The organism is Modestobacter sp. VKM Ac-2982 (assembly GCF_026967935.1).
GTDB lineage: Bacteria > Actinomycetota > Actinomycetes > Mycobacteriales > Geodermatophilaceae > Modestobacter.
Genome location: NZ_JAPVBL010000005.1, coordinates 375,549 through 394,291 on the forward strand (window position 1 = coordinate 375,549; position 18,743 = coordinate 394,291).

Genomic DNA, 18,743 nt, shown 5'->3' on the forward strand with positions numbered 1-18,743 from the left:
GTCTCCCGGCGGGGGCGGCCCTGTTCGTGGGGCCATCTCGAACCGCTCATCCGGCGGGGACGTGCACCGCCGGGGTCCGGGCGCGCGGGACCTGCACCGTCGGTGCGGCGACCGCGGCCCCGGGGTGCTCGGGACGCCCGAAGTGCCAGCCCTGCCCGAGGTCCACCCCCAGGCCGCGGAGCGCCGCCGCCTCGGGAGCGGTCTCGACGCCCTCGGCCACCACACCCGCCCCGCAGCCGTGCCCGAACTCGACGAGAGAGGCGACCAGCCGGGTGAGCACCGGGTCGGCGTCGACCCCGGAGACGATGCTGCGGTCCAGCTTGATCACGTCCGGTGCGGTGATGACGATGTGCCGCAGCGAGGAGAACCCGGCACCGACGTCGTCGATGGCCAGGCGCATCCCACGAGCCCGGAACGGGCTCAGCACGGCGGCCAGGGCGGCGTAGTCGGCCACCTGGTCGTGCTCGGAGAGCTCGAGCAGCACCCGGTCCAGCGGCAGGGTCTCCATCAGGGCCGCGAACCCCGGCTCCAGGAGCGTCGCCGGGGAGATGTTCATCGCGACGTACCCCTCGACGACGCCCAGGTGGTCCGCCGCCCGGTGCAGCGCCAGCAGTTCCAGCTCGTGCCCCAGCCCGACGCTGTGCGCCTCCTCGAAGCACACGTCCGGCGCCTTCCCCCACGATGCGGGGAACCGGCTGAGCGCCTCGGACCCGACCCGCAGCCCGGTGGCCAGGTCGACGATGGGCTGCAGCAGGACGACCGGCCCCCCGTCGGAGACCACCGGCTCCAGTCGGCCCAGCAGCTCACTGCGCCGCTCCCGCTCGCGCACCGAGGGCTCGATGAGCACGGCGGCCGCCGAGGCGAGCACGGTCATCAACGACTGGTCCCGCTTGGTCAGCCCCTTGTCCGTGGTGAGACCGGCGGCGCAGAAGGTGCCGTAGAGCTCGCCGTCGCTGAGCACGACGGGCACGGAGACGAAGCTGCGGATCCTCGGCAGCCGGGCGGCCGGCAACGCCATCGCCACCGGGTGCTGCCGGACGTCGGGGATCACCGCCGGCAGCTCGCCGTCCAGGATGGCCTGGCAGAAGGTGGTCTCCTGGCGCTGCTGATTGCCCTCCTGGAACAGGAAGGGCACCGATGACTCGACGACCTCCAGGTGCTGCGTCGTCCCGTCCAGCCGGCTGAGGAAGGCCACGGAGAGCTGCAGCGACTCCTTCGCGGTCCGGAGCAGCTCGGCGACCTTCTGGTCGGCTTCCGACCGTCTCTTCTTCACGTTCACTCCTCGTGGCCTGTGCCCGTCTCATCGGTCGCCCTCGACCCGAGCTCAAGCTCCTCACCCGAAGGGGTCAGACCGGGGATCGACGGGCACTGGAGACCGCATGGACCTTCCGATCGGAGAGACCCAGCTCATCCCCGTCGGCGACAGCCCGATGAACGTCTGGACGGCCGGTGACGACGGCCCCACCGTCCTGTTCGTCCACGGCATCCCGACCAACCACCGGCTCTGGTGGGACGTCGTCCCGGCCGTGGCCCAGCGGGCCCGGGTGCTGGCCGTGGACATGGCCGGCTACGGCGACTCCCCCGCTCCCGACGGCCAGCCGGTGGACCTCGCCGCCCAGGCCGCCCGGTTGCTCGGCCTGCTCGACGCCCTGGACCTGGACCGGGTCATCGTGGTGGGGCACGACCTCGGTGGCGGCGTCGCGCAGATCCTCGCCACGACGGCGAGCACACGCATCGCCGGCCTGGGCGTCGTCGACGGGGTCTGCTACGACGCGTGGCCGGTGCCGCTGGTGCGGGCGATGAAGGCCGGCTGGCCACTGGTCCGCCAGCTGCCCCCCGCAGCCCTGGGGACGGCGTTGCGGCCGGCGCTGCGCACGCTGTTCGCCCACCAGGAGCGCGCGACGCCCTTCCTGGACCGGTTCGTCGAGCCGTGGGAGCGGCCGGACGGGCCCCGGCTGCTGAGCCGGCACCTCCGCTCCCTGGACTCCGTCTACACCCAGACGGTGGCCCCGTTCCTGTCGCGCCTGACCGTCCCGGCCGAGGTGGTGTGGGGCCGGCAGGACCACCAGATGAAGCCCGAGCACGGCCAGCGGCTGGCCGACGACCTGCCCGGTGCCCGGCTCACCTGGGTCGACGACGCCAGCCACTTCGTGCCGGCCGACCGCCCCGACGTGGTCGCCGAGGCGGTCCTGCGGTTGGTCGACCGCGCCTGAGCCCGCACGGAGAACGGCCCGCCTCCTCGCGGAGGCGGGCCGTCACCCGACTGCTGGCCAGCCCGTTCTGTGGATCAACCCTGGTTGCCGACCGTGATGTCCAGGGTGTGCACCATGTGGTCGAGGACGCGGACGTTCCGCTCGTAGTCGAACTCCGGCAGCCCGACGGTGTTCGCCACCAGCGTGGCCGGGCCGTCCGCCCCACCGGCACCCAGGTCGATCAGGTACGTGGTGATCGGGGTGCCCTCCGGCCACAGGCCCTCACCGGTCGAGGTCCGCTGGACCCGGACGCCCTGCCGCCCGTCGACGATGGTGCCGCTGCGGCTCTCCTCGGCGCCCTCCTGCGGTGCGCTGGCCCGGGCGTACGGGACCGGCTCCACCGAGGTGGAGATCGGCGCCGTCCGGACGTCGGTCCCCTCGGTCAGGGTGAACGGCTCGGGAGCGAACCGGGAGCAGGGCGGCAGCACGTCACCGGCGTTGGTCGACCAGGACCCGGGGTAGCTGATCGCGAAGCCGTCCGGGTGCTCGCACCGGTTGCCGAGGTCGACCGGCGACAGCCCGTCCTGGGCCAGCACGTCGACGACGATCCGCTGCGGCGAGGAGAGCCGGGACACCGCGAACGGCCGCTCCGCGTCGAGCCCGGCGAAGAACGTGTACTGGCCCTCGAAGAGGGTGTCCTCCACCAGGGCCTGCAGGGCCGAGGCCCCGGGCACCTGCTGCCGATCGGGGCCGTCCCAGGGCTGCACGCCCTCCGGGGCGTCGGCGGGGAGTGCGATGTTGGTCAGGGTGATGCCCAGGACAGCGTCCCCCGGCACGTCGACGGGCGCACCGGAGCCCTGTGCGCGCGGGTCGTCGGTGTACCCGATCCGCCAGCCGGCCTCCCCCTCACCGGCGACCTCGAACACCATCCGGTCGAAGCCGGGGTGGGCCCCCAACCGGACGTCGGTGACCACCACCGGCTCCCCGGTCCCGGCGACCACGGAGTCCGCAACGTCCCCGGCCCCGACGGGCTCGATCGACTCCGCCGGCTCGTGGTGCAGGTCCACGACCAGCCGGGTCGGGTCCTCCAGCATCGCCACGCCGAAGGGCACGCGCTGGTCCAGCCCGATCGTCCAGGCCAACTGGCCCTCGAAGTCGCCGGTCTCGACCACCTCGGTGACGACGCCGCCGTCGGATGGGGCGACCCGGTCGGGACCGGTGTAGGTCTCCCGCGGCTCGGAGCCGGACAGGTCCACGCCGCTGGCGGGCGCGACCCGCACCTCGAGGAACGCCTGACCGGGCACCGCGATCTCGGCGCCGGAGCCGTCCTCGGTGATCGGGGGCTCGACGTAGGACACCCGGTAACCGGGCACCGCGTCCCCGGCGAACTCCAGGACCACGCGGTCGAAGCCGTCGTGCCCAGCGGTCCGCACGTCGGTCAGGTGGGCCGTCGGCCCGGTCACGGCAGGGAAGTCACCTGCCTGCACCGGGTCGGTGCCCGGCGTGCCCACGGGTCGGAGGCCCGTCGGCGGCGCCGGCTCCCCGGCGGACGGCGCCGGGGTGGGTGGTGCGGCCGGCGGTGCGGTGGTGGCACCGCCCACCAGCCCGCTGGTCGCGAGCAGCGCGGCGGAGGAGAGCGCGAGGAAGGTTCTCATGAGACAGACCCCGATCCGATCGTGGTTGTTTCGTCCATGTCCTGTGGCCCTTGCCACTCGACATGGCCGCAAACGTGGATCGGGGACGGTCTCGGGGGCGGCCGGACGGGCGGCACACGACCGAGTTGCCCCCCGGCTCAACTGCCGCCGAGACCTGCCGACGTCCATGACGAGCTGGGCCGACCGCTGTCGGGGTCCGGGCAGCTCAGCACGCCGCCGCGAGCCCGACTCGCCAGCGCCCAGCCTGCGATGGAGGACATGGATGAGGCGGCGCACCAGCACCCCGGTCACGAACGGCGTCGACGTGGGGCACATGCCCCGCGACGTCGAGGCCGTAGAGGCCGTGATCGCCCGCCTCGACCAGGGCGTCACCGACGAGCCCCAGGCCCACCGGGTGGTCATCGAGACGCTCGTCCACGAGCTCGGCATCGCCTACGGTGCGGCGTGGCTGGCCGGTGACGGCGGTGTCTTCCACCTGACCCACGAGTCCGGCCCCCTGGCACCGACCATCGCCGCGGGCTTCGGCGGCCAGGCGCTGCAGATGACCGCCTCCGACGGCTACGGCGGCGAGGCGATCCGCACCAAGAGGGCGCTGGTGACCGATGGGAACAGTGACCCGCGGACGTGCCTGCGCTGGGCTGCGGCGCTCACCGCCGGCGCCACGGCCGGGGTCAAGTCCGGCGTGTGCTTCCCGCTGGTGGTCGGTGGCCGGGTCGTCGGCACGATGGACTTCTTCGTCACCTCGACGATCGAGCTGTCCGAGTCCCGCCGCTCGGCGCTGCGGAACGTGCAGCAACTGGTGTCGCAGCGACTCGACGTGCTGCGCCGCACGGAGGAGTCGGCGGAGAACGCCCGCGAGCTGCTGGACACCGTCTCCCGGCTCCGGGAGGCCGCGCACGACGCCGGCCGGGTGGCCGAGAGCGCGGTCAGCCAGGCGTCCACGATGACCACCGAGGTCGAGGCGCTGGACGAGGCCTCGGCCGCCGTCGGCGAGGTGATCCGGATCATCTCCGGCATCGCCGACCAGACCAACCTGCTGGCGCTGAACGCCACCATCGAGGCGGCCCGCGCCGGCGAGCTGGGCAAGGGCTTCGCGGTCGTGGCCAGCGAGGTCAAGGACCTCGCCCGGGAGACCGCCAACGCGACGCAGAAGGTGTCCGACCAGATCGCCGGGATCCAGGCGAGCAGCAAGGCGGTCGCCGACGGCATCCACACCACCGGGGAGATCATCGGTCAGCTGGACGCCGTCCAGCCCCGGATCGGCGAGGTGCTGGAGGAGCAGGCCCGGATGGCCTCCGCCTTCGACCAGCACGTCTGACCTCGCAGCACGCCGGGCTCCGCACCTCCCGCGAGGTACGGGGACCGTCAGCAGATGGCGCACCACCGATCCGTCCCGGGAGGTTCCGGACGGCGGCCGGCTGGGCATGACCGGACCCATGCGCCTTCCCAAGCCACGGGGCCCCGTCAGTGCCGCGCTGTGCGCGGACCTCGCCGCCGGGGCGACCCTCAGCACCCGCACGCTGGCCGCGGCCGAGGGGCTGGCCGCCTCGGCGGTCGACCCGCTGACCGACGACGACCTCCAGCTGACCCTGGCCATCTGCTACGAGCTGCACTACCGCGGCTTCGACGAGGTGGACGACGCCTGGGAGTGGGACCCGGAGCTGCTGCGACTGCGCGCCGTGCTCGAGCAGCGGCACCTGGCCGCGCTGCGGGCCCTGGTCACGCCCCTCGAGGTCACCGACGCACCGGTGGACCAGCAGCTCAGCGCCGTGATCGCGGCCGACGACGGCCCGTCGCTGTCCAGGTACCTGGCCAAGCACGGCACCCGCGAGCAGTGGCAGGAGTACCTCACGCTGCGGTCGGTCTACCACCTCAAGGAGGGCGACCCGCACACCTGGGCCATCCCGCGGATCAGCGGGCGGGCCAAGGCGGCGATGGTGGAGATCCAGGCCGACGAGTACGGCGGCGGGTCGGCCGAGCGGATGCACAGCCAGCTGTTCGCCGGGATGATGGCCGACCTCGGCCTGGACACCGGCTACGGCGCCCTCTGGGACGACGCCCCCGCGGTGGCGTTCACCTCGGTCAACACCATGTCGCTGTTCGGGCTGCACCGCCGGTTCCGGGGCGCGTGCCTCGGCCACCTGGCCGCGGTGGAGATGACCTCCTCGGAGCCCAGCCGCCGCTACTCCTCCGGGCTGCGGCGCCTCGGGTTCGGCGAGCAGACCAGCGTCTTCTACGACGAGCACGTGGAGGCCGACGCCGTCCACGAGCAGATCGCCTCGGTCGACATGTGCGGGTCGCTGGTGGCCGAGGACCCGTCGCTGGCCGCCGACGTCCTGTTCGGTGCGCAGTGCTCGCTGGCGCTGGACGGTCTCACCGCCGAGCACCTGCTGGGCGCCTGGGAGGCCGGCCGCTCCGGCCTGCGCGAGGGTGACCCGGTCGCCGCCTGAAGAAGGACCCCCTCGCCCCCCACCACTCGCGAGCTCGCGGCGGGCCCCTGCGAGGGGGCCGAGGGGGTCCTCCGTCAGCGGAGGCCGAAGACCGACAGCGAGCCGTCGTCCTCGTTGCTGGTGACGAACAGCCCGCGGGACGGGATGGCCAGCAGCCCCTCGGGGGCGTCGCCGACGGGCAGCACCTGGAGCAGCTCCGGCGCGGCATCGCGGTCGGTGTCGTAGACCAGCACGGCATCCCCGCGCTCGGCACCGATGAACGTGTAGTCGACGCCGCGCATGCGGGCGACCTCGGCGCCCTCGAACTCCGCGCCCTTGTCGTCGCTGCGACCGTCCGGGTAGGCGCCGACGGCCGCGAGCGCCCGCTCGGCGGAGCCACCGCTGCTGTGCAGCACCGTGCCGTCCTGCGCGAACACCGTCCAGCCGCGGCCACCGGCGGGCTCCTCGGCCAGGTCGCCCTCGTCGGCGGTGACCAGGTTGCCGCGCAGCGTCCACTGCACGGTGTCCGGCTCACGCGGGGCGACCAGCGGGTCGTCGAAGGCGATGACGTCGTCGTCGACGGTGTCGGCGTCGGAGCGGGTGACCGTGCCGGCCGAGAACGAGCTGACCACCTGGCGGCGGGCCAGGTCGACCAGCGCGACGGCGTTGTTCTCCTGGAGGGTGACGGCGGCGATGTCCCGGCCGTCGACGTCGACGAACTCCGGCTCCGGGTCGTCGGCGAAGACCGCACCCGGCAGCCCGGTCAGCTCCACCCGGCCCACCGTCCACGCGCTCACCGGACCGCGCAGGTCCACCACCGAGAGGAAGCCGGCCGGCAGCTGCGGGAGGCCGCCCTCCACGTCCCCGACCTCGATGTCCTCGTCGCGCTGGTTCTCGATCGCGATCGCCGCGAAGACGCCGCTGGGGCCGACGTCGATCGAGTCGGGCTGACCGCCCAGGTCGATGGTGCGCACGATCGCCCGCCGCGGCAGGTCGACGACCGCCAGGTGGCCCGAGGGCCGGGTCAGGTCGGTGGTGGTGTCGACCGCGACCAGGGCGTACCGGGCGCTGGAGGTGACGGTGACCGAGGTCGGCGAGCCCCCCACGTCGATGGCCCCCCGGTCCCGCGGCGCGCTGGGGTCGCTCAGGTCGACCAACCCGATCCGGCCGAGCTCGGAGTCGGTGTAGACGACCGTCCGCCCGTCCGGGGTGGCCGAGATGATCTCGGCGACCTCCCCTGCCACGGGGAACGTGGCCAGCGGCGTGAAGGTGCGTGCCGGTGCGGCTGCGGCCGGGCCGGCGGCGGCCAGCAGGGCGAGCGCGCTGAGCGAGAGCACGGCGGTGACGGGACGGAGCACGGGCCACCTCAGGAGTTCGGGTCAGGGTCGCCCCGACCCTGGTACGCCCGCACGGCCAGCAGGTGACCCACCGGCGAACAGGCGGTGGACCGGGGCCGACGTCCGCTCAGGTCGGCGGCCGGTGCCCGTCGTCGGACTCGCGACCGGCCTCCTGGAACAGCCGGGCCGCCGGCCGGGGCCGGGACGGGGCGCTGCCGGAGTGGAACCCGGCGCGCTTGTGGGTGCCGTCGCAGAAGGGCTTGATCCCGGACTTCCCGCAGCGGCACAGCGCCACCGTCTTGCGGCCCGGGTCGATCTCCTGGCCGTCGGTGTCGACCAGCTGGAAGTTCCCGCGCACGATCAGCGGCCCGTCCCGGTACGGCGTGATCGTCGCCGTCGGCTCGTCGGCCGGGGGCTCGTCACGCACCCGGGCGTCGGTCACGTCGGCAGGGTCGTCGGGCACGGCGGCCGGGGTCTGGTCGGTGGGCACCGCTCCAGGGTGCCCGGGACCGGCCGTGCCCAACCGACCGCCCACCCGCCACCTCGCCGAGGCCGGCTCAGCCCTCGTCGGTGTGGCCGTAGAAGACGCGCTCCACGACCGTGCGCGCGTGCCGGGTGACCCGCCGGTACTCGTCGAGGAACTGCCCGGCGTCGGTCTCCGGCCCGTACCCGCACGCCCGCGCCACGCCGCTCAGCTCGAGCCCCTGCCGGGGCAGCTGGTCACCCGGCCGACCGCGGACCAGGAAGACGGCGTTGCGCGCCCGGCTGGCCAGCTCCCACGCCGACCGCAGCGCGTCTCGCTGCTCGGCGTCCAGCAGACCGGCCTCCGCCAGGGCCTCCAGGGCCGACACCGTGCCGGTGACCCGGAGCCCCGGGTGCGTCGCGGCGTGCTGCAGCTGGAGCAGTTGCGCGGTCCACTCCACGTCGGCCAGCCCGCCCCGGCCGAGCTTGGTGTGCGTGGCCGGGTCGGCACCGCGGGGCAGCCGCTCGCTGTCCACCCGGGCCTTGATCCGGCGGATCTCGGCCACCTGCTCGGCCGACAGCCCCTCGGCCGGGTACCGCAGCGGGTCGATCAGGGCGACGAACTCCCGGCCCAGCGCCTCGTCGCCGGCCACCGGCTCGGCGCGCAGCAGCGCCTGCACCTCCCAGGTGGAGACCCAGCGCTCGTAGTACTCGGCGAACGCGCTCAGGCTCCGCGACATCGCCCCCTGGCGGCCCTCGGGACGGAGGTTGGCGTCGACCTCGAAGGCCGGGTCGGGTGCGGGTTCGCTGAGCAGCCGGCGCAGGGCGTGCGCGATGGCGGTGGCCGCCGACGTGGCCCGGCTCTCGTCCGCACCCGGACGCAGGCGGTGCACGAACAGGACGTCGGCGTCCGAGCCGTAGCCCAGCTCGGCGCCGCCCAGCCGGCCCATGCCGATCACCGCGACGTCGACCGGGACGTCCTCGACCGCCAGCCCGGTCTCGACGGCCCAGCTGCGCACCGCGGCGTCCAGCCCGGCGCGCAGGGTGGCCACCGCGACGTCGTACAGCGCCTGGCCGACCCGGAGCACCTCCAGCCGGCCGAGCAGGTCGGCGCAGGCGATCCGCAGCAGCTCCTGGCGGCGCAGGGACCGGAGCACCTGCACCCCGGCGCTCGGGCTGTCGGCCCGGGCCACCGCCTGCCGCCACGCCGAGGTCAGCGTCTCGGCGCTGCGGGGCTCCAGCTGGGCGTCGTCGGCCAGGATGCGCATCGCCTCCGGCGTGCGGGTCAGCAGGCCGGCGACGTACTGGCTGGAGCCCAGCAGCACGGCCAGCCGCTCGGCGGCCTGCCCCTCGTCCCGCAGCAGCCGCAGGAACCACTGGTCGTTGCCCAGCGCCTCGCTGACCTTGCGGTAGGCCAGCAGCCCGGCGTCGGGGTCGGCGCAGGAGGCGAACGTCTGCAGCAGCACGGGGAGCAGGTAGCGCTGCATGGACGCCGACCGGCTCAGCCCACCGGTGAGCACGGTCAGGTGCCGCAGCGCACCGTCGGGGTCGGCGAAGCCCAGCGCCCGCAGCCACTCCCCCGCCGCCTTCGGGCCCAGCTGCAGGTGCTCGCCCGGCACGCGGGCGACCGAGGACAGCAGCGGCCGGTAGAAGAGCTTCTCGTGCAGCCGGCGGACCACCCGGTTGTGCAGGGCCAGCTCCGCCTGCAGGACGGCGACCGAGTCGCCACGCTGGTCGGGCTTGTAGCCCAGCGAGCGGGCCAGCCAGCGCAGCTGGTCGTCGGCCACCGGCAGCAGGTGGGTGCGCCGCAGCCGCAGCAGCTGCAGCCGGTGCTCGACGGTGCGCAGGAAGCGGTAGGAGGCGATGAGCGTGGCGGCGTCCTCGCGCCCGATGTACCCGCCGGCGCCCAGGACGGTCAGCGCCGGGATCGTGCCGCCGGCGCGCAGCGACACGTCGGCCCGGCCGTGCACCAGCTGCAGCAGCTGGACGCTGAACTCGACGTCCCGGAGGCCACCGCGGCCGAGCTTGAGCTGCCGCTCGGCCTGGGCGGCCGGGATGTTCTGCTCCACCCGGCGGCGCATCGCCTGGATGTCCGCCACGAAACCGGGCCGGTCACCGGCCTTCCAGACCAGCGGCCAGAGCTGGTCCACGTACTCCCGGCCCAGCGACGGGTCACCGGCCACCGGCCGCATCTTGAGCAGCGCCTGGAACTCCCAGGTGCTGGCCCACTGGTCGTAGTACGCGCGGTGCCCGGCCACGGTGCGCACCAGCGGACCGGCCTTGCCCTCCGGGCGCAGCGCCGCGTCCACCTCCCAGGCGGCCTGCCCGCAGACCCGCATGAGGGCACCGGCGACCCGCGCGGCGCTGGCGACGGCCGCGGCGTCGTCCTCCCCCTCGACGGGTTCGGCGACGAAGACGACGTCGACGTCGCTGACGTAGTTCAGCTCCCGGCCACCGCACTTGCCCAGCCCGATGACGGCCAGCCGGCACGGGGTCGCGTCGGCCGGCTGCTCGGCGAGGGCCAGGGCGAGGCCGGCGGTGAGCACGGCACCGGCGATGTCGGAGAGCTCGGCGGCCACCTCGTCGGCGGGCAGCCCGTCGCCCAGGTCACGGCCGGCCAGCGAGAGGACGGCGCGCAGGTAGGCGTGCCGGAGGTCGCGGACCCGGGCGGGGTCGGCGTCGGGTGCCGCCGTGCCCAGCCGCACGCCCCACGGCGGGTCGTGCGGATCGGCCCCGACGGCGAAGAGGAGCTGCTGCTCGAGCTCGTGCGGGCTGGGGCGGGCGGTGCGGTCCGCGGTGTCCAGCACCACCCAGTCGGTCGGGTGTGCGGCCAGGTGGTCGGCGAGGCCGGCGGAGGCCCCGAGCACGGCCAGCAGCCGGGCACGCACGGTCGCCGAGCCGCGCAGCCGGGCCAGCAGGGCGGCCGCGAGCTCGCCGTCGGAGTCGGCGGCGTCCAGCGCCTCGACCAGCCGCGCGAGCGAGCGGACGGCGAGGTCCGGGTCGCCGGCGCGGGCCAGCGCGGAGACCACCGGGGCGGCCTCGGGGTCGGCCGGTTCGTTGCGCTCCAGGTCCCACAGCCCCAGCGCCGGGGAGGCCAGCAGCCGGGCCACCCGGGCGCCGTCGTCGAACCCGAAGCGCACCAGCCGGACGACGGCCCGGCGGGGAACCTCGTCGTCGAGCTGCGGAGCGGCCGCCACCGTCAGCCCCGGCTGGTGGCGCGGGCGCGCACCAGGTCGGCGAACCGGGCCGCGAAGGGCGCCCACACCTCGGCGAGGTCCGGGTGCACGGCGCTCGCCCGGGCGCAGATCGTCTCGACGTCCAGGCCGCTGCCGGCCACGCCCACCGCATCGCCCTCGGCCCACTGCCGCACCAGGTCCGGGTCGGTCTCGATGTGGAACTGCAGGCCGTACACGTGGTCGCCGACCCGGTAGGCCTGGTTCGCGTACCGCGGGTTGCTCGCCAGCAGGGTCGCGCCGGCCGGCAGCCGGTCGACCTCGTCGTGGTGCCACTGGAGCACGTCCGGCGACAGCGGCAGCGGACCGAACAGCGGGTCGGCGTCGGCGAGGTCCCGCTTGGCCACCAGCGTCGCCCCCACCTCGGGGCCGTCGGCCCCCACTCGGGTGCTGCCGCCGCCGACCTGGGCCAGCAGCTGGGCGCCCAGGCAGATCGCCAGGGTCGGGACGTCGGCCGCGACCGCCTGGCCGAGCAGGTGCCGGACGCCGACCAGCTCCGGCGAGGTCTGCTCGTCGTCCAGCGAGGACTGCGGCCCGCCCATCACCAGCAGGCCGTCGAACCCGGTCAGGTCCGCCGGCAGCGGCTCCCCGCGGGACAGCCGCCGCCCGTCCAGCTCCAGCCCCGCATCGCGCAACCACTCCCCCAGCCGGGTCGGCGGGTCGGTGTCGGAGGGGACGACGACGAGCAGACGGGCCATGACGAGAGGCTAGTTCCCCGCCCGCCCGCGACAGAAATGGCCATTTCTGTCGCGGGCGGGGACGGCTACAGGCCGGGGAGGTAGCGCTTCAGCTCGAAGGGGGTGACGTTCTGCCGGTAGGAGTTGAACTCCTCCCACTTGTTGCGCAGGAAGAAGTCGAAGACGTGCTCCCCGAGGGTCTCGGCGACCAGCTCGCTGCCCTGCATCGCGGTGAGCGCCTCGCCGAGGGAGACCGGCAGGTCCTCGTAGCCGGCCGCCCGCCGCTCGGTGTCGGTCAGCGACCAGACGTCGTCCTCGGCCTCGGGCGGGAGCTCGTAGCCCTTCTCGATGCCGCGCAGCCCGGCGGCCAGCAGCACCGCGAAGGTGAGGTAGGGGTTGCACGCCGAGTCCGGTGATCGCACCTCGACCCGGGCGGAGTTGCCCTTGTTCGGCTTGTAGGAGGGCAGCCGCACCAGCGCCGACCGGTTGGCCCGGCCCCAGGTCGCCGCCGTGGGCGCCTCGGTGCCGGCCAGCAGCCGACGGTAGGAGTTGACCGTCTGGTTGGTGACCGCGGTCATCTCCCGGGCGTGGGTGAGCAGCCCGGCGATGAACTGCTTGCCGGTGGTCGACAACCGCATCGGGTCCGCCGGGTCATGGAAGGCGTTGCGGTCGCCCTCGAACAGCGACAGGTGGGTGTGCATCGCCGAGCCGGCCAGCTCGGTGAAGGGCTTGGGCATGAACGTCGCGTGCACGCCCTGGGCCAGCGCCACCTCCCGGACGACGTGCCGCAACGTCATGATGTTGTCGGCCATCGACAGCGCGTCGGCGTACCGCAGGTCGATCTCCTGCTGGCCGGGGGCGACCTCGTGGTGGCTGAACTCCACCGAGATGCCCATCGCCTCCAGCGCGAAGACCGCCTCGCGGCGGAAGTCGTGCGCCACGTTGTGCGTGGAGAGGTCGAAGTAGCCGCCGACGTCGGCCGGCTCCGGTGCACTGCCGTCGCTGGGCAGGTCCTTGAGCAGGAAGAACTCGATCTCGGGGTGGGTGTAGAAGGTGAAGCCCATGTCGGCGGCCTTGCTCAGCGCCCGCCGCAGCACGTGCCGCGGGTCGGCCCAGGCCGGTGACCCGTCGGGCAGCGTGATGTCGCAGAACATCCGGGCGGTCTCGCTGGCCTGCCCACGCGAGCCCGGCATGACCTGGAACGTGGCCGGGTCGGGCTTGGCCAGCATGTCGGACTCGTAGACCCGGGCGAAGCCCTCGATCGCCGAGCCGTCGAAGCCGATGCCCTCCGCGAACGCGGCCTCGATCTCGGCCGGCGCCACCGCGACGGCCTTCAGGTAGCCCGAGACGTCGGTGAACCACAGCCGCACGAAGCGGATGTCGCGCTCCTCCAGGGTGCGCAGGACGAACTCCTGCTGGCGGTCCATGCTCGGCATGCTCCACTCCAGTCGTGACAGCGGTGTTACGTGGCCCCCAGCCTGCCCCCTCAGGGGGGCCGAGCGGAACAGGCGCCCCGGGACCGGTCACGCACCCCACCGCCCCGGCCGACGTGTGGCGTGAACCACACTCCTCCGGAGCGTCCCCACCTGGGCGACCGGGCAGGGCGGCGACCACACTCACGGGTGTGAGTGATCAGCAGCGGACGGCGGAGTCGGTGCGACAGCTGCGGGTGGCCCTCGCCCAGGTCGACACCCGGGTCGGGGACCTCGCGGGCAACGCCGAGCTGGTCGTCGACTGGACCCGGCGGGCCGCCGGCCGGGACGCCCACCTGGTCGTGTTCCCGGAGATGACGCTGACCGGCTACCCGGCCGAGGACCTGGTGCTCCGGGAGTCCTTCGCCCGGGCCAGCGAGCAGACGCTGGTCGAGCTGGCGGGGACGCTGGCCGAGCAGGGCCTGGGGGGCACCGCCGTCGTCGTCGGCTACCTGGCACACACCGAGGGGGCCGGTCCGGCGCCGGTCGACGAGCCGCCCACCGACGCCGACGACGCCCCCGGCGACGCCAACCCCCGCCGCGGGGCCCCGCGCAACGCCGCGGCGCTGCTGCACGGCGGTGCCGTGGTCGCCCGCTACCACAAGCGCCACCTGCCCAACTACGGCGTCTTCGACGAGGCCCGCTACTTCGTGCCCGGCACCGAGCTGCCGGTCGTCCGGCTGCACGGGGTCGACGTCGCGCTCACGATCTGCGAGGACCTCTGGGTCGAGGGCGGCCCGTGCGGGGTGGCCGGCCAGGCCGGGGTCGACCTGGTCGTCTCCCCCAACGCCTCCCCCTACGAGCGCGCCAAGGACGACCTGCGGCTGCCGCTGGTGCAGCGCCGCGCCGCGGAGGCGCGCGCCCCGATCGTCTACTGCAACCAGGTGGGCGGGCAGGACGAGCTGGTCTTCGACGGCGACTCGCTCGCCGTCTCCGCCGCAGGTGAGCTGCTCGCCCGCGCCCCGCAGTTCGTCGAGCACCTGCTCACCGTCGACCTGACGGTGGACCCGGCGGCCGTGCCGGAGCGGCGGGAGGGCCGGATCGGGCCGATGACCGTCACCCGGCACCTGGTGTCCGACCACCCGGTGGCCGCCTACCCGGCACAGCCGGGCACGGTGGCCGAGCCGCTGAGCGACTGCGAGGAGGTCTGGCGGGCCCTGGTCCTGGGCCTGCGTGACTTCATCGACAAGAACGGCATGCCCTCGGTGGTGCTCGGCATGTCCGGCGGCATCGACTCGGCCCTGGTCGCCGCGCTGGCCGTCGACGCGCTCGGTGCCGACCGGGTGGTCGGCGTCGGGCTGCCGTCGAGGTGGTCCAGCGAGCACTCCCTGGCCGACGCCGCGGACTCGGCGCAGCGGCTGGGGATGCACTACTCCGTCGTCCCGATCGCCCCGGTGGTGACGGCGTTCGAGGCGGCGGTGGAGCTGTCCGGCGTGGCCGCGGAGAACCTGCAGGCCCGGGTGCGCGGCACGCTGCTGATGGGGTTGTCCAACCAGCACGGCCACCTGCTGCTGGCCACCAGCAACAAGAGCGAGGTCGCCGTCGGCTACTCGACGCTCTACGGCGACGCCGCCGGCGGGTTCGCCCCGATCAAGGACGTGCCCAAGACCCTCGTCTGGGACCTCGCCCGCTGGCGGAACGCACACGCCCGGGATCGCGGCGAGGTGGAGCCGATCCCGCAGAACTCGATCGACAAGCCGCCGTCGGCCGAGCTGGCCCCCGGGCAGCAGGACAGCGACTCGCTCCCCTCCTACGAGGAGCTGGACGCCGTCATCGCCGACTACGTCGACCGTGACCTGGGGTTGGCCCAGCTGCTCGAGCGCGGTCACGACCCGGAGGTGGTGGCCCGGGTGCTGCGGCTGGTCGACCTGGCGGAGTTCAAGCGCCGCCAGTCCGCGCCGGGCACCAAGATCTCGTTGAAGGCCTTCGGCCGCGACCGCCGGCTGCCGATCACCAACCGCTGGCGGGAGAGCCTGCCCAGCGTCCGCGAAGGAGCGGCCCGATGACCGAGTCCCCCCTCTACGGCGGCACCTCCACCGCCCGGGTGCGCGTCCACCACCTGCAGCAGGCCAAGGACCGCGGGGAGAAGTGGGCGATGCTCACCGCCTACGACACCTACGCAGCAGCGGTGTTCGAGGAGGCCGGCATCCCGGTGCTGCTGGTCGGCGACTCCGCGGGCAACGTCGTCCTCGGGCACACCTCGACCGTGCCGGTGACGGTGGAGGACCTGCTGCTGATGACCCGGGCGGTCACCCGCTCGACGAAGCGTGCACTCATCGTCGCCGACCTGCCGTTCGGCAGCTACGAGTCCGGTCCGCAGCAGGCCTTCGACACCGCGGTGCGGATGATGAAGGAGGGCGGGGCCCAGGCGGTCAAGCTGGAGGGCGGCGTCCGGGTGGCGCCGCAGATCAAGCTGCTCACCGAGGCCGGCATCCCGGTGATGGCGCACATCGGCTTCACCCCGCAGAGCGAGCACGCCCTGGGCGGCTACCGGGTGCAGGGCCGCGGCGCCGGGGCCGAGCAGCTGCTGGCCGACGCGCACGCCGTGCAGGACGCCGGCGCGTTCGCCGTGGTGATGGAGATGGTGCCCGCCGAGATCGCCGGGCAGGTCACCAAGGAGCTGGCCATCCCGACGATCGGGATCGGCGCCGGGCCCGACTGCGACGCCCAGGTGCTCGTCTGGCCGGACATGGCCGGGATGACCTCCGGGCGGGTGCCGAAGTTCGTGAAGAAGTACGCCGACCTGCGCGGCGAGCTCCTCCGGGCGGCCCAGGAGTACGCAGCAGAGGTCCGCGACGGCACGTTCCCGACGCCCGAGCACTCCTTCGACTGAGGCACAGGAGGCTCTTCACCCGGTCTCACGCCGAAGAGTGGGTGAAAAGCCTCCTGTGCCTGTCGACTCGGCTCAGACGTCGGTGATGCGGACGCCGGCGTGGGCCTTGTAGCGGCGGTTGACCGACACCAGGTTGATCGTCAGCGCCTCGACCTGGCGGGCGTTGCGCAGCCGGCCGGCGTAGACCCCGCGCATGCCGGGCAGCCGCCCGGCGAGGGCCTGCACCAGGTCGGTGGCCTCCCGCACGTCACCGACCACCATCACGTCGCCCTCGAGCGTCGGCTGGGAGAGGTCCTCCAGCGTGACGGCGGAGAGGTGGTGGAAGGCGCCCACGACGGAGCTGTCCGGCAGCAGGGCGGCGGCCTGCTGGCACACACTGCCCTCGGCGACGTCCAGCACGTAGGCGCCGAGCTCGTCCCAGCCCATCGGGACGACGCAGTCGATGACGACCTTGCCGGCCAGCGGGGTCGCCAGCTCGGCGAGGGTGTCGGCGTGCCCGGCGTACGGGACCGCGACGATCACCAGGTCCGCCGCCCCCGCGACGTCGGCGTTGGAGCCGCCGCGGACCGACACCCCGACGCCACCGGCGGCCGCATCGGCCCGGGTGGCCACCTCGCCGGCGACCTCCTCCGCGCGCTCGGCGTCCCGGGAACCCAGCAGCACACGCTGCCCGGCCGCGGCCAACCGCACCGCCAGACCCCGGCCCTGCGGCCCGGTGCCTCCGATCACGCCGACGACGAGGTCCTCCATCGCGCGTCCGTCCGTCACGGCTCCTCCTGTCCTGTGGGCGCCCTTCCGGACGCACCTGCCGATGATCATGCCCCGAGCGGCCGCGGACGGCCGAGCGGGTGGGCTACTCCCGGCCCTCTTCCCAGGCGCGGTCGGCGGCATCGGCCGCCTCGTTGCGTTCGGCGACCTTCTCCAGCGCGTCCTCGGCCTCCGCGCGGGTCTCGTACGGACCCAGGCGGTGCCGCTCGGCACAGCCGTCCCGCGTCTCGACGGCGTGGTGCTTCAGGCAGTAGAACCACGGTCCCTGCGCCATCGCCAGCTCCTCTCGTGGTCGTCCAGCGGTGGTCCTCCAGCCGCTGGTGTCCAGCTCAGGTGCCCAGCCTCGCACCCGACGGTCGACCCCGCCGCCGACCGACGGTTGCCCCCGACAACAGAACGGGTTCCGGAAATGGCGCGCTCCACCCGGTTCTGCTGAGCGCGCTGCTGCGGCATGCTGCTGGCCATGGCGGGGGCCCACACGCCCGGTACGCGCCGCGGCGGGGAGCCCACCCGCCCGGTGCGCGATCCACTGCGCACGGGGTGGGGTCCGGAGAACGCCCTGGTGGCCTGGGCCCTGGCGGCGCTGCTCGGGGTGCTCACGGTCCTGGGCTCGATCAACCTCTTCGTCGACGGCGCGGTGCGGGACGGCGCCAGCCGCCCCGTCTACGCCGTCACGCTGGGCGCCTGCCTGTTGATCGCCGCCTGGCTGGGCGTGCGTCGACGGGTCGGCGAGGCGGTGACCGTCGCCCTCGTGCTGTTCGGGGACCTGGTCTACGTGGTGCTCGCCTGGGCGACCGGCGACCCGCTGCGCTACGCCCCTCCCCTGATGCTGCTGTTCACCTGTCTGGTCGCCGCCTGGTTCCTGGGTGTCCGGGCGCTGGCGGTGCACATGGTGGCCGTGGTCGTGGCCTGCTGGACGGCCCTGGCCGACAGCTATCCGGGCACCGCTGCGCTCCTCGTGGCCGTGGCCGCCAGCGCCGGCCTGCTCAACGCCGCCACGGTCGGGGTCTTCGTGCTGCGCCGCCGGGTGGAGCGGCTGCTGGCGGCCACCCAGGCGCTCTCCTCCACCGACCCGCTGACCGGCCTGGCGAACCGGCGGTCGCTGGTCGAGCAGGCGCCGCGGATCTGGCGGCAGGCCCGGCGCGACGGCCAGCGGGTGGCGGCGCTGGTGCTGGACCTGGACCACTTCAAGCGGCTCAACGACACCTACGGCCACGCGGTGGGGGACGCCGTGCTCCGTGCGGTGTCCCGCGCGCTGGCCGCCAGCGTGCGCCCCGCGGACGTGCTGGCGCGCACCGGCGGGGAGGAGCTCGTCGTCCTGGGGCTGGTGTCCGACCCCGACGAGGCCTGGCGGCTGGCGCAGCGGCTCCGGCTGGCCGTCGTGGACAGCGGACGCGCGCAGCAGCGGGCGGTGACCGCCTCGATCGGGGTCGCGCTGGCGGGGCCGGTCGACGGCGAGGACCCCAGCGATGCGCTGTGGCGGCTGGTCGACCGGGCCGACGCGGCCATGTACGAGGCCAAGCAGGGCGGGCGGGACCGGGTGGTCGTGGCCGGCAGCACCCTCGGCCGGCACCCCCAGGTGACCGGAGGCTCGCGGCGGAGCCCGGCCGGCGGCGCGACGGCCTGACCCGGACGGGCACCGCCGCCGTCCCCGGGCGGTCCGGACGGCGGTCTGCTTTCCTCCC

Annotated in this window: 15 protein-coding genes; 6 read left to right on the top strand and 9 right to left on the bottom strand. The window is 74.3% G+C overall.

Annotated elements, in window-relative coordinates:
- Positions 1-46: 46 nt before the first annotated feature.
- Complete coding sequence (locus O2W20_RS19180) at positions 47-1,273, bottom strand: EAL domain-containing protein (RefSeq protein WP_269171588.1); 1,227 nt, start codon at positions 1,271-1,273, stop codon at positions 47-49.
- Positions 1,274-1,379: 106 nt separating this feature from the next.
- Here O2W20_RS19180 and O2W20_RS19185 point away from each other — a divergent pair, with 106 nt between their 5' ends.
- Positions 1,380-2,213 (top strand): alpha/beta fold hydrolase, encoded by an 834-nt coding sequence (locus tag O2W20_RS19185; RefSeq protein ID WP_269171587.1) that lies wholly within the window; start codon positions 1,380-1,382, stop codon positions 2,211-2,213.
- 74 nt (positions 2,214-2,287) lie between these two features.
- On the opposite strand, the gene O2W20_RS19190 is transcribed toward O2W20_RS19185, so the two are convergent.
- Positions 2,288-3,847, bottom strand: coding sequence for an AMIN-like domain-containing (lipo)protein (locus O2W20_RS19190; RefSeq protein WP_269171586.1), 1,560 nt, complete (start codon positions 3,845-3,847; stop codon positions 2,288-2,290).
- Positions 3,848-4,109: 262 nt separating this feature from the next.
- Between O2W20_RS19190 and O2W20_RS19195 the strand changes: the two genes are divergently transcribed.
- Positions 4,110-5,165, top strand: coding sequence for a methyl-accepting chemotaxis protein (locus O2W20_RS19195; protein ID WP_269171585.1), 1,056 nt, complete (start codon positions 4,110-4,112; stop codon positions 5,163-5,165).
- Between the two features lie 118 nt (positions 5,166-5,283).
- Complete coding sequence (locus tag O2W20_RS19200; RefSeq protein WP_269171584.1) at positions 5,284-6,297, top strand: iron-containing redox enzyme family protein; 1,014 nt, start codon at positions 5,284-5,286, stop codon at positions 6,295-6,297.
- A 74-nt stretch (positions 6,298-6,371) separates the two neighbouring features.
- Here O2W20_RS19200 and O2W20_RS19205 read toward each other — a convergent pair whose 3' ends face one another.
- From O2W20_RS19205 to glnA, 5 genes are all read right to left on the bottom strand, one after another.
- Complete coding sequence (locus O2W20_RS19205) at positions 6,372-7,634, bottom strand: hypothetical protein (protein ID WP_269171583.1); 1,263 nt, start codon at positions 7,632-7,634, stop codon at positions 6,372-6,374.
- A 106-nt stretch (positions 7,635-7,740) separates the two neighbouring features.
- The gene (locus O2W20_RS19210; protein ID WP_269171582.1) at positions 7,741-8,103 is read right to left on the bottom strand and encodes a CDGSH iron-sulfur domain-containing protein; all 363 of its coding nucleotides are present in this window, start codon (positions 8,101-8,103) and stop codon (positions 7,741-7,743) included.
- 67 nt (positions 8,104-8,170) lie between these two features.
- On the bottom strand, positions 8,171-11,272 hold the full coding sequence (locus tag O2W20_RS19215; RefSeq protein WP_269171581.1) for a bifunctional [glutamine synthetase] adenylyltransferase/[glutamine synthetase]-adenylyl-L-tyrosine phosphorylase: 3,102 nt from the start codon (positions 11,270-11,272) through the stop codon (positions 8,171-8,173).
- A 2-nt stretch (positions 11,273-11,274) separates the two neighbouring features.
- The gene (locus O2W20_RS19220) at positions 11,275-12,006 is read right to left on the bottom strand and encodes a type 1 glutamine amidotransferase (protein WP_269171580.1); all 732 of its coding nucleotides are present in this window, start codon (positions 12,004-12,006) and stop codon (positions 11,275-11,277) included.
- A gap of 65 nt (positions 12,007-12,071) precedes the next feature.
- The gene (glnA, locus tag O2W20_RS19225) at positions 12,072-13,421 is read right to left on the bottom strand and encodes a type I glutamate--ammonia ligase (protein ID WP_269171579.1); all 1,350 of its coding nucleotides are present in this window, start codon (positions 13,419-13,421) and stop codon (positions 12,072-12,074) included.
- Between the two features lie 188 nt (positions 13,422-13,609).
- Here glnA and O2W20_RS19230 point away from each other — a divergent pair, with 188 nt between their 5' ends.
- Both O2W20_RS19230 and panB read left to right on the top strand, forming a co-directional pair.
- A complete protein-coding gene (locus O2W20_RS19230; RefSeq protein ID WP_269171578.1) occupies positions 13,610-15,463 on the top strand; it encodes an NAD+ synthase in 1,854 nt (617 codons plus the stop codon).
- Positions 15,460-16,290: a 3-methyl-2-oxobutanoate hydroxymethyltransferase gene (gene panB, locus O2W20_RS19235; RefSeq protein WP_269171577.1), complete on the top strand. Its 831-nt coding sequence runs from the start codon at positions 15,460-15,462 to the stop codon at positions 16,288-16,290. Before O2W20_RS19230 ends, panB begins: the two co-directional genes overlap by 4 nt.
- A 72-nt stretch (positions 16,291-16,362) precedes the next feature.
- Here panB and npdG read toward each other — a convergent pair whose 3' ends face one another.
- Positions 16,363-17,058 carry an NADPH-dependent F420 reductase gene (gene npdG, locus O2W20_RS19240; protein WP_269171576.1) on the bottom strand — a complete coding sequence of 232 codons (696 nt, stop codon included), beginning with the start codon at positions 17,056-17,058 and terminating at the stop codon, positions 16,363-16,365.
- Between the two features lie 85 nt (positions 17,059-17,143).
- Complete coding sequence (locus O2W20_RS19245; RefSeq protein ID WP_269171575.1) at positions 17,144-17,332, bottom strand: hypothetical protein; 189 nt, start codon at positions 17,330-17,332, stop codon at positions 17,144-17,146.
- A gap of 189 nt (positions 17,333-17,521) precedes the next feature.
- On the opposite strand from O2W20_RS19245, the gene O2W20_RS19250 reads away from it, so the two are divergent.
- Entirely contained in the window at positions 17,522-18,685 is a 1,164-nt protein-coding gene (locus O2W20_RS19250) for a GGDEF domain-containing protein (RefSeq protein WP_269171574.1), read from the top strand.
- Positions 18,686-18,743: the final 58 nt, after the last annotated feature.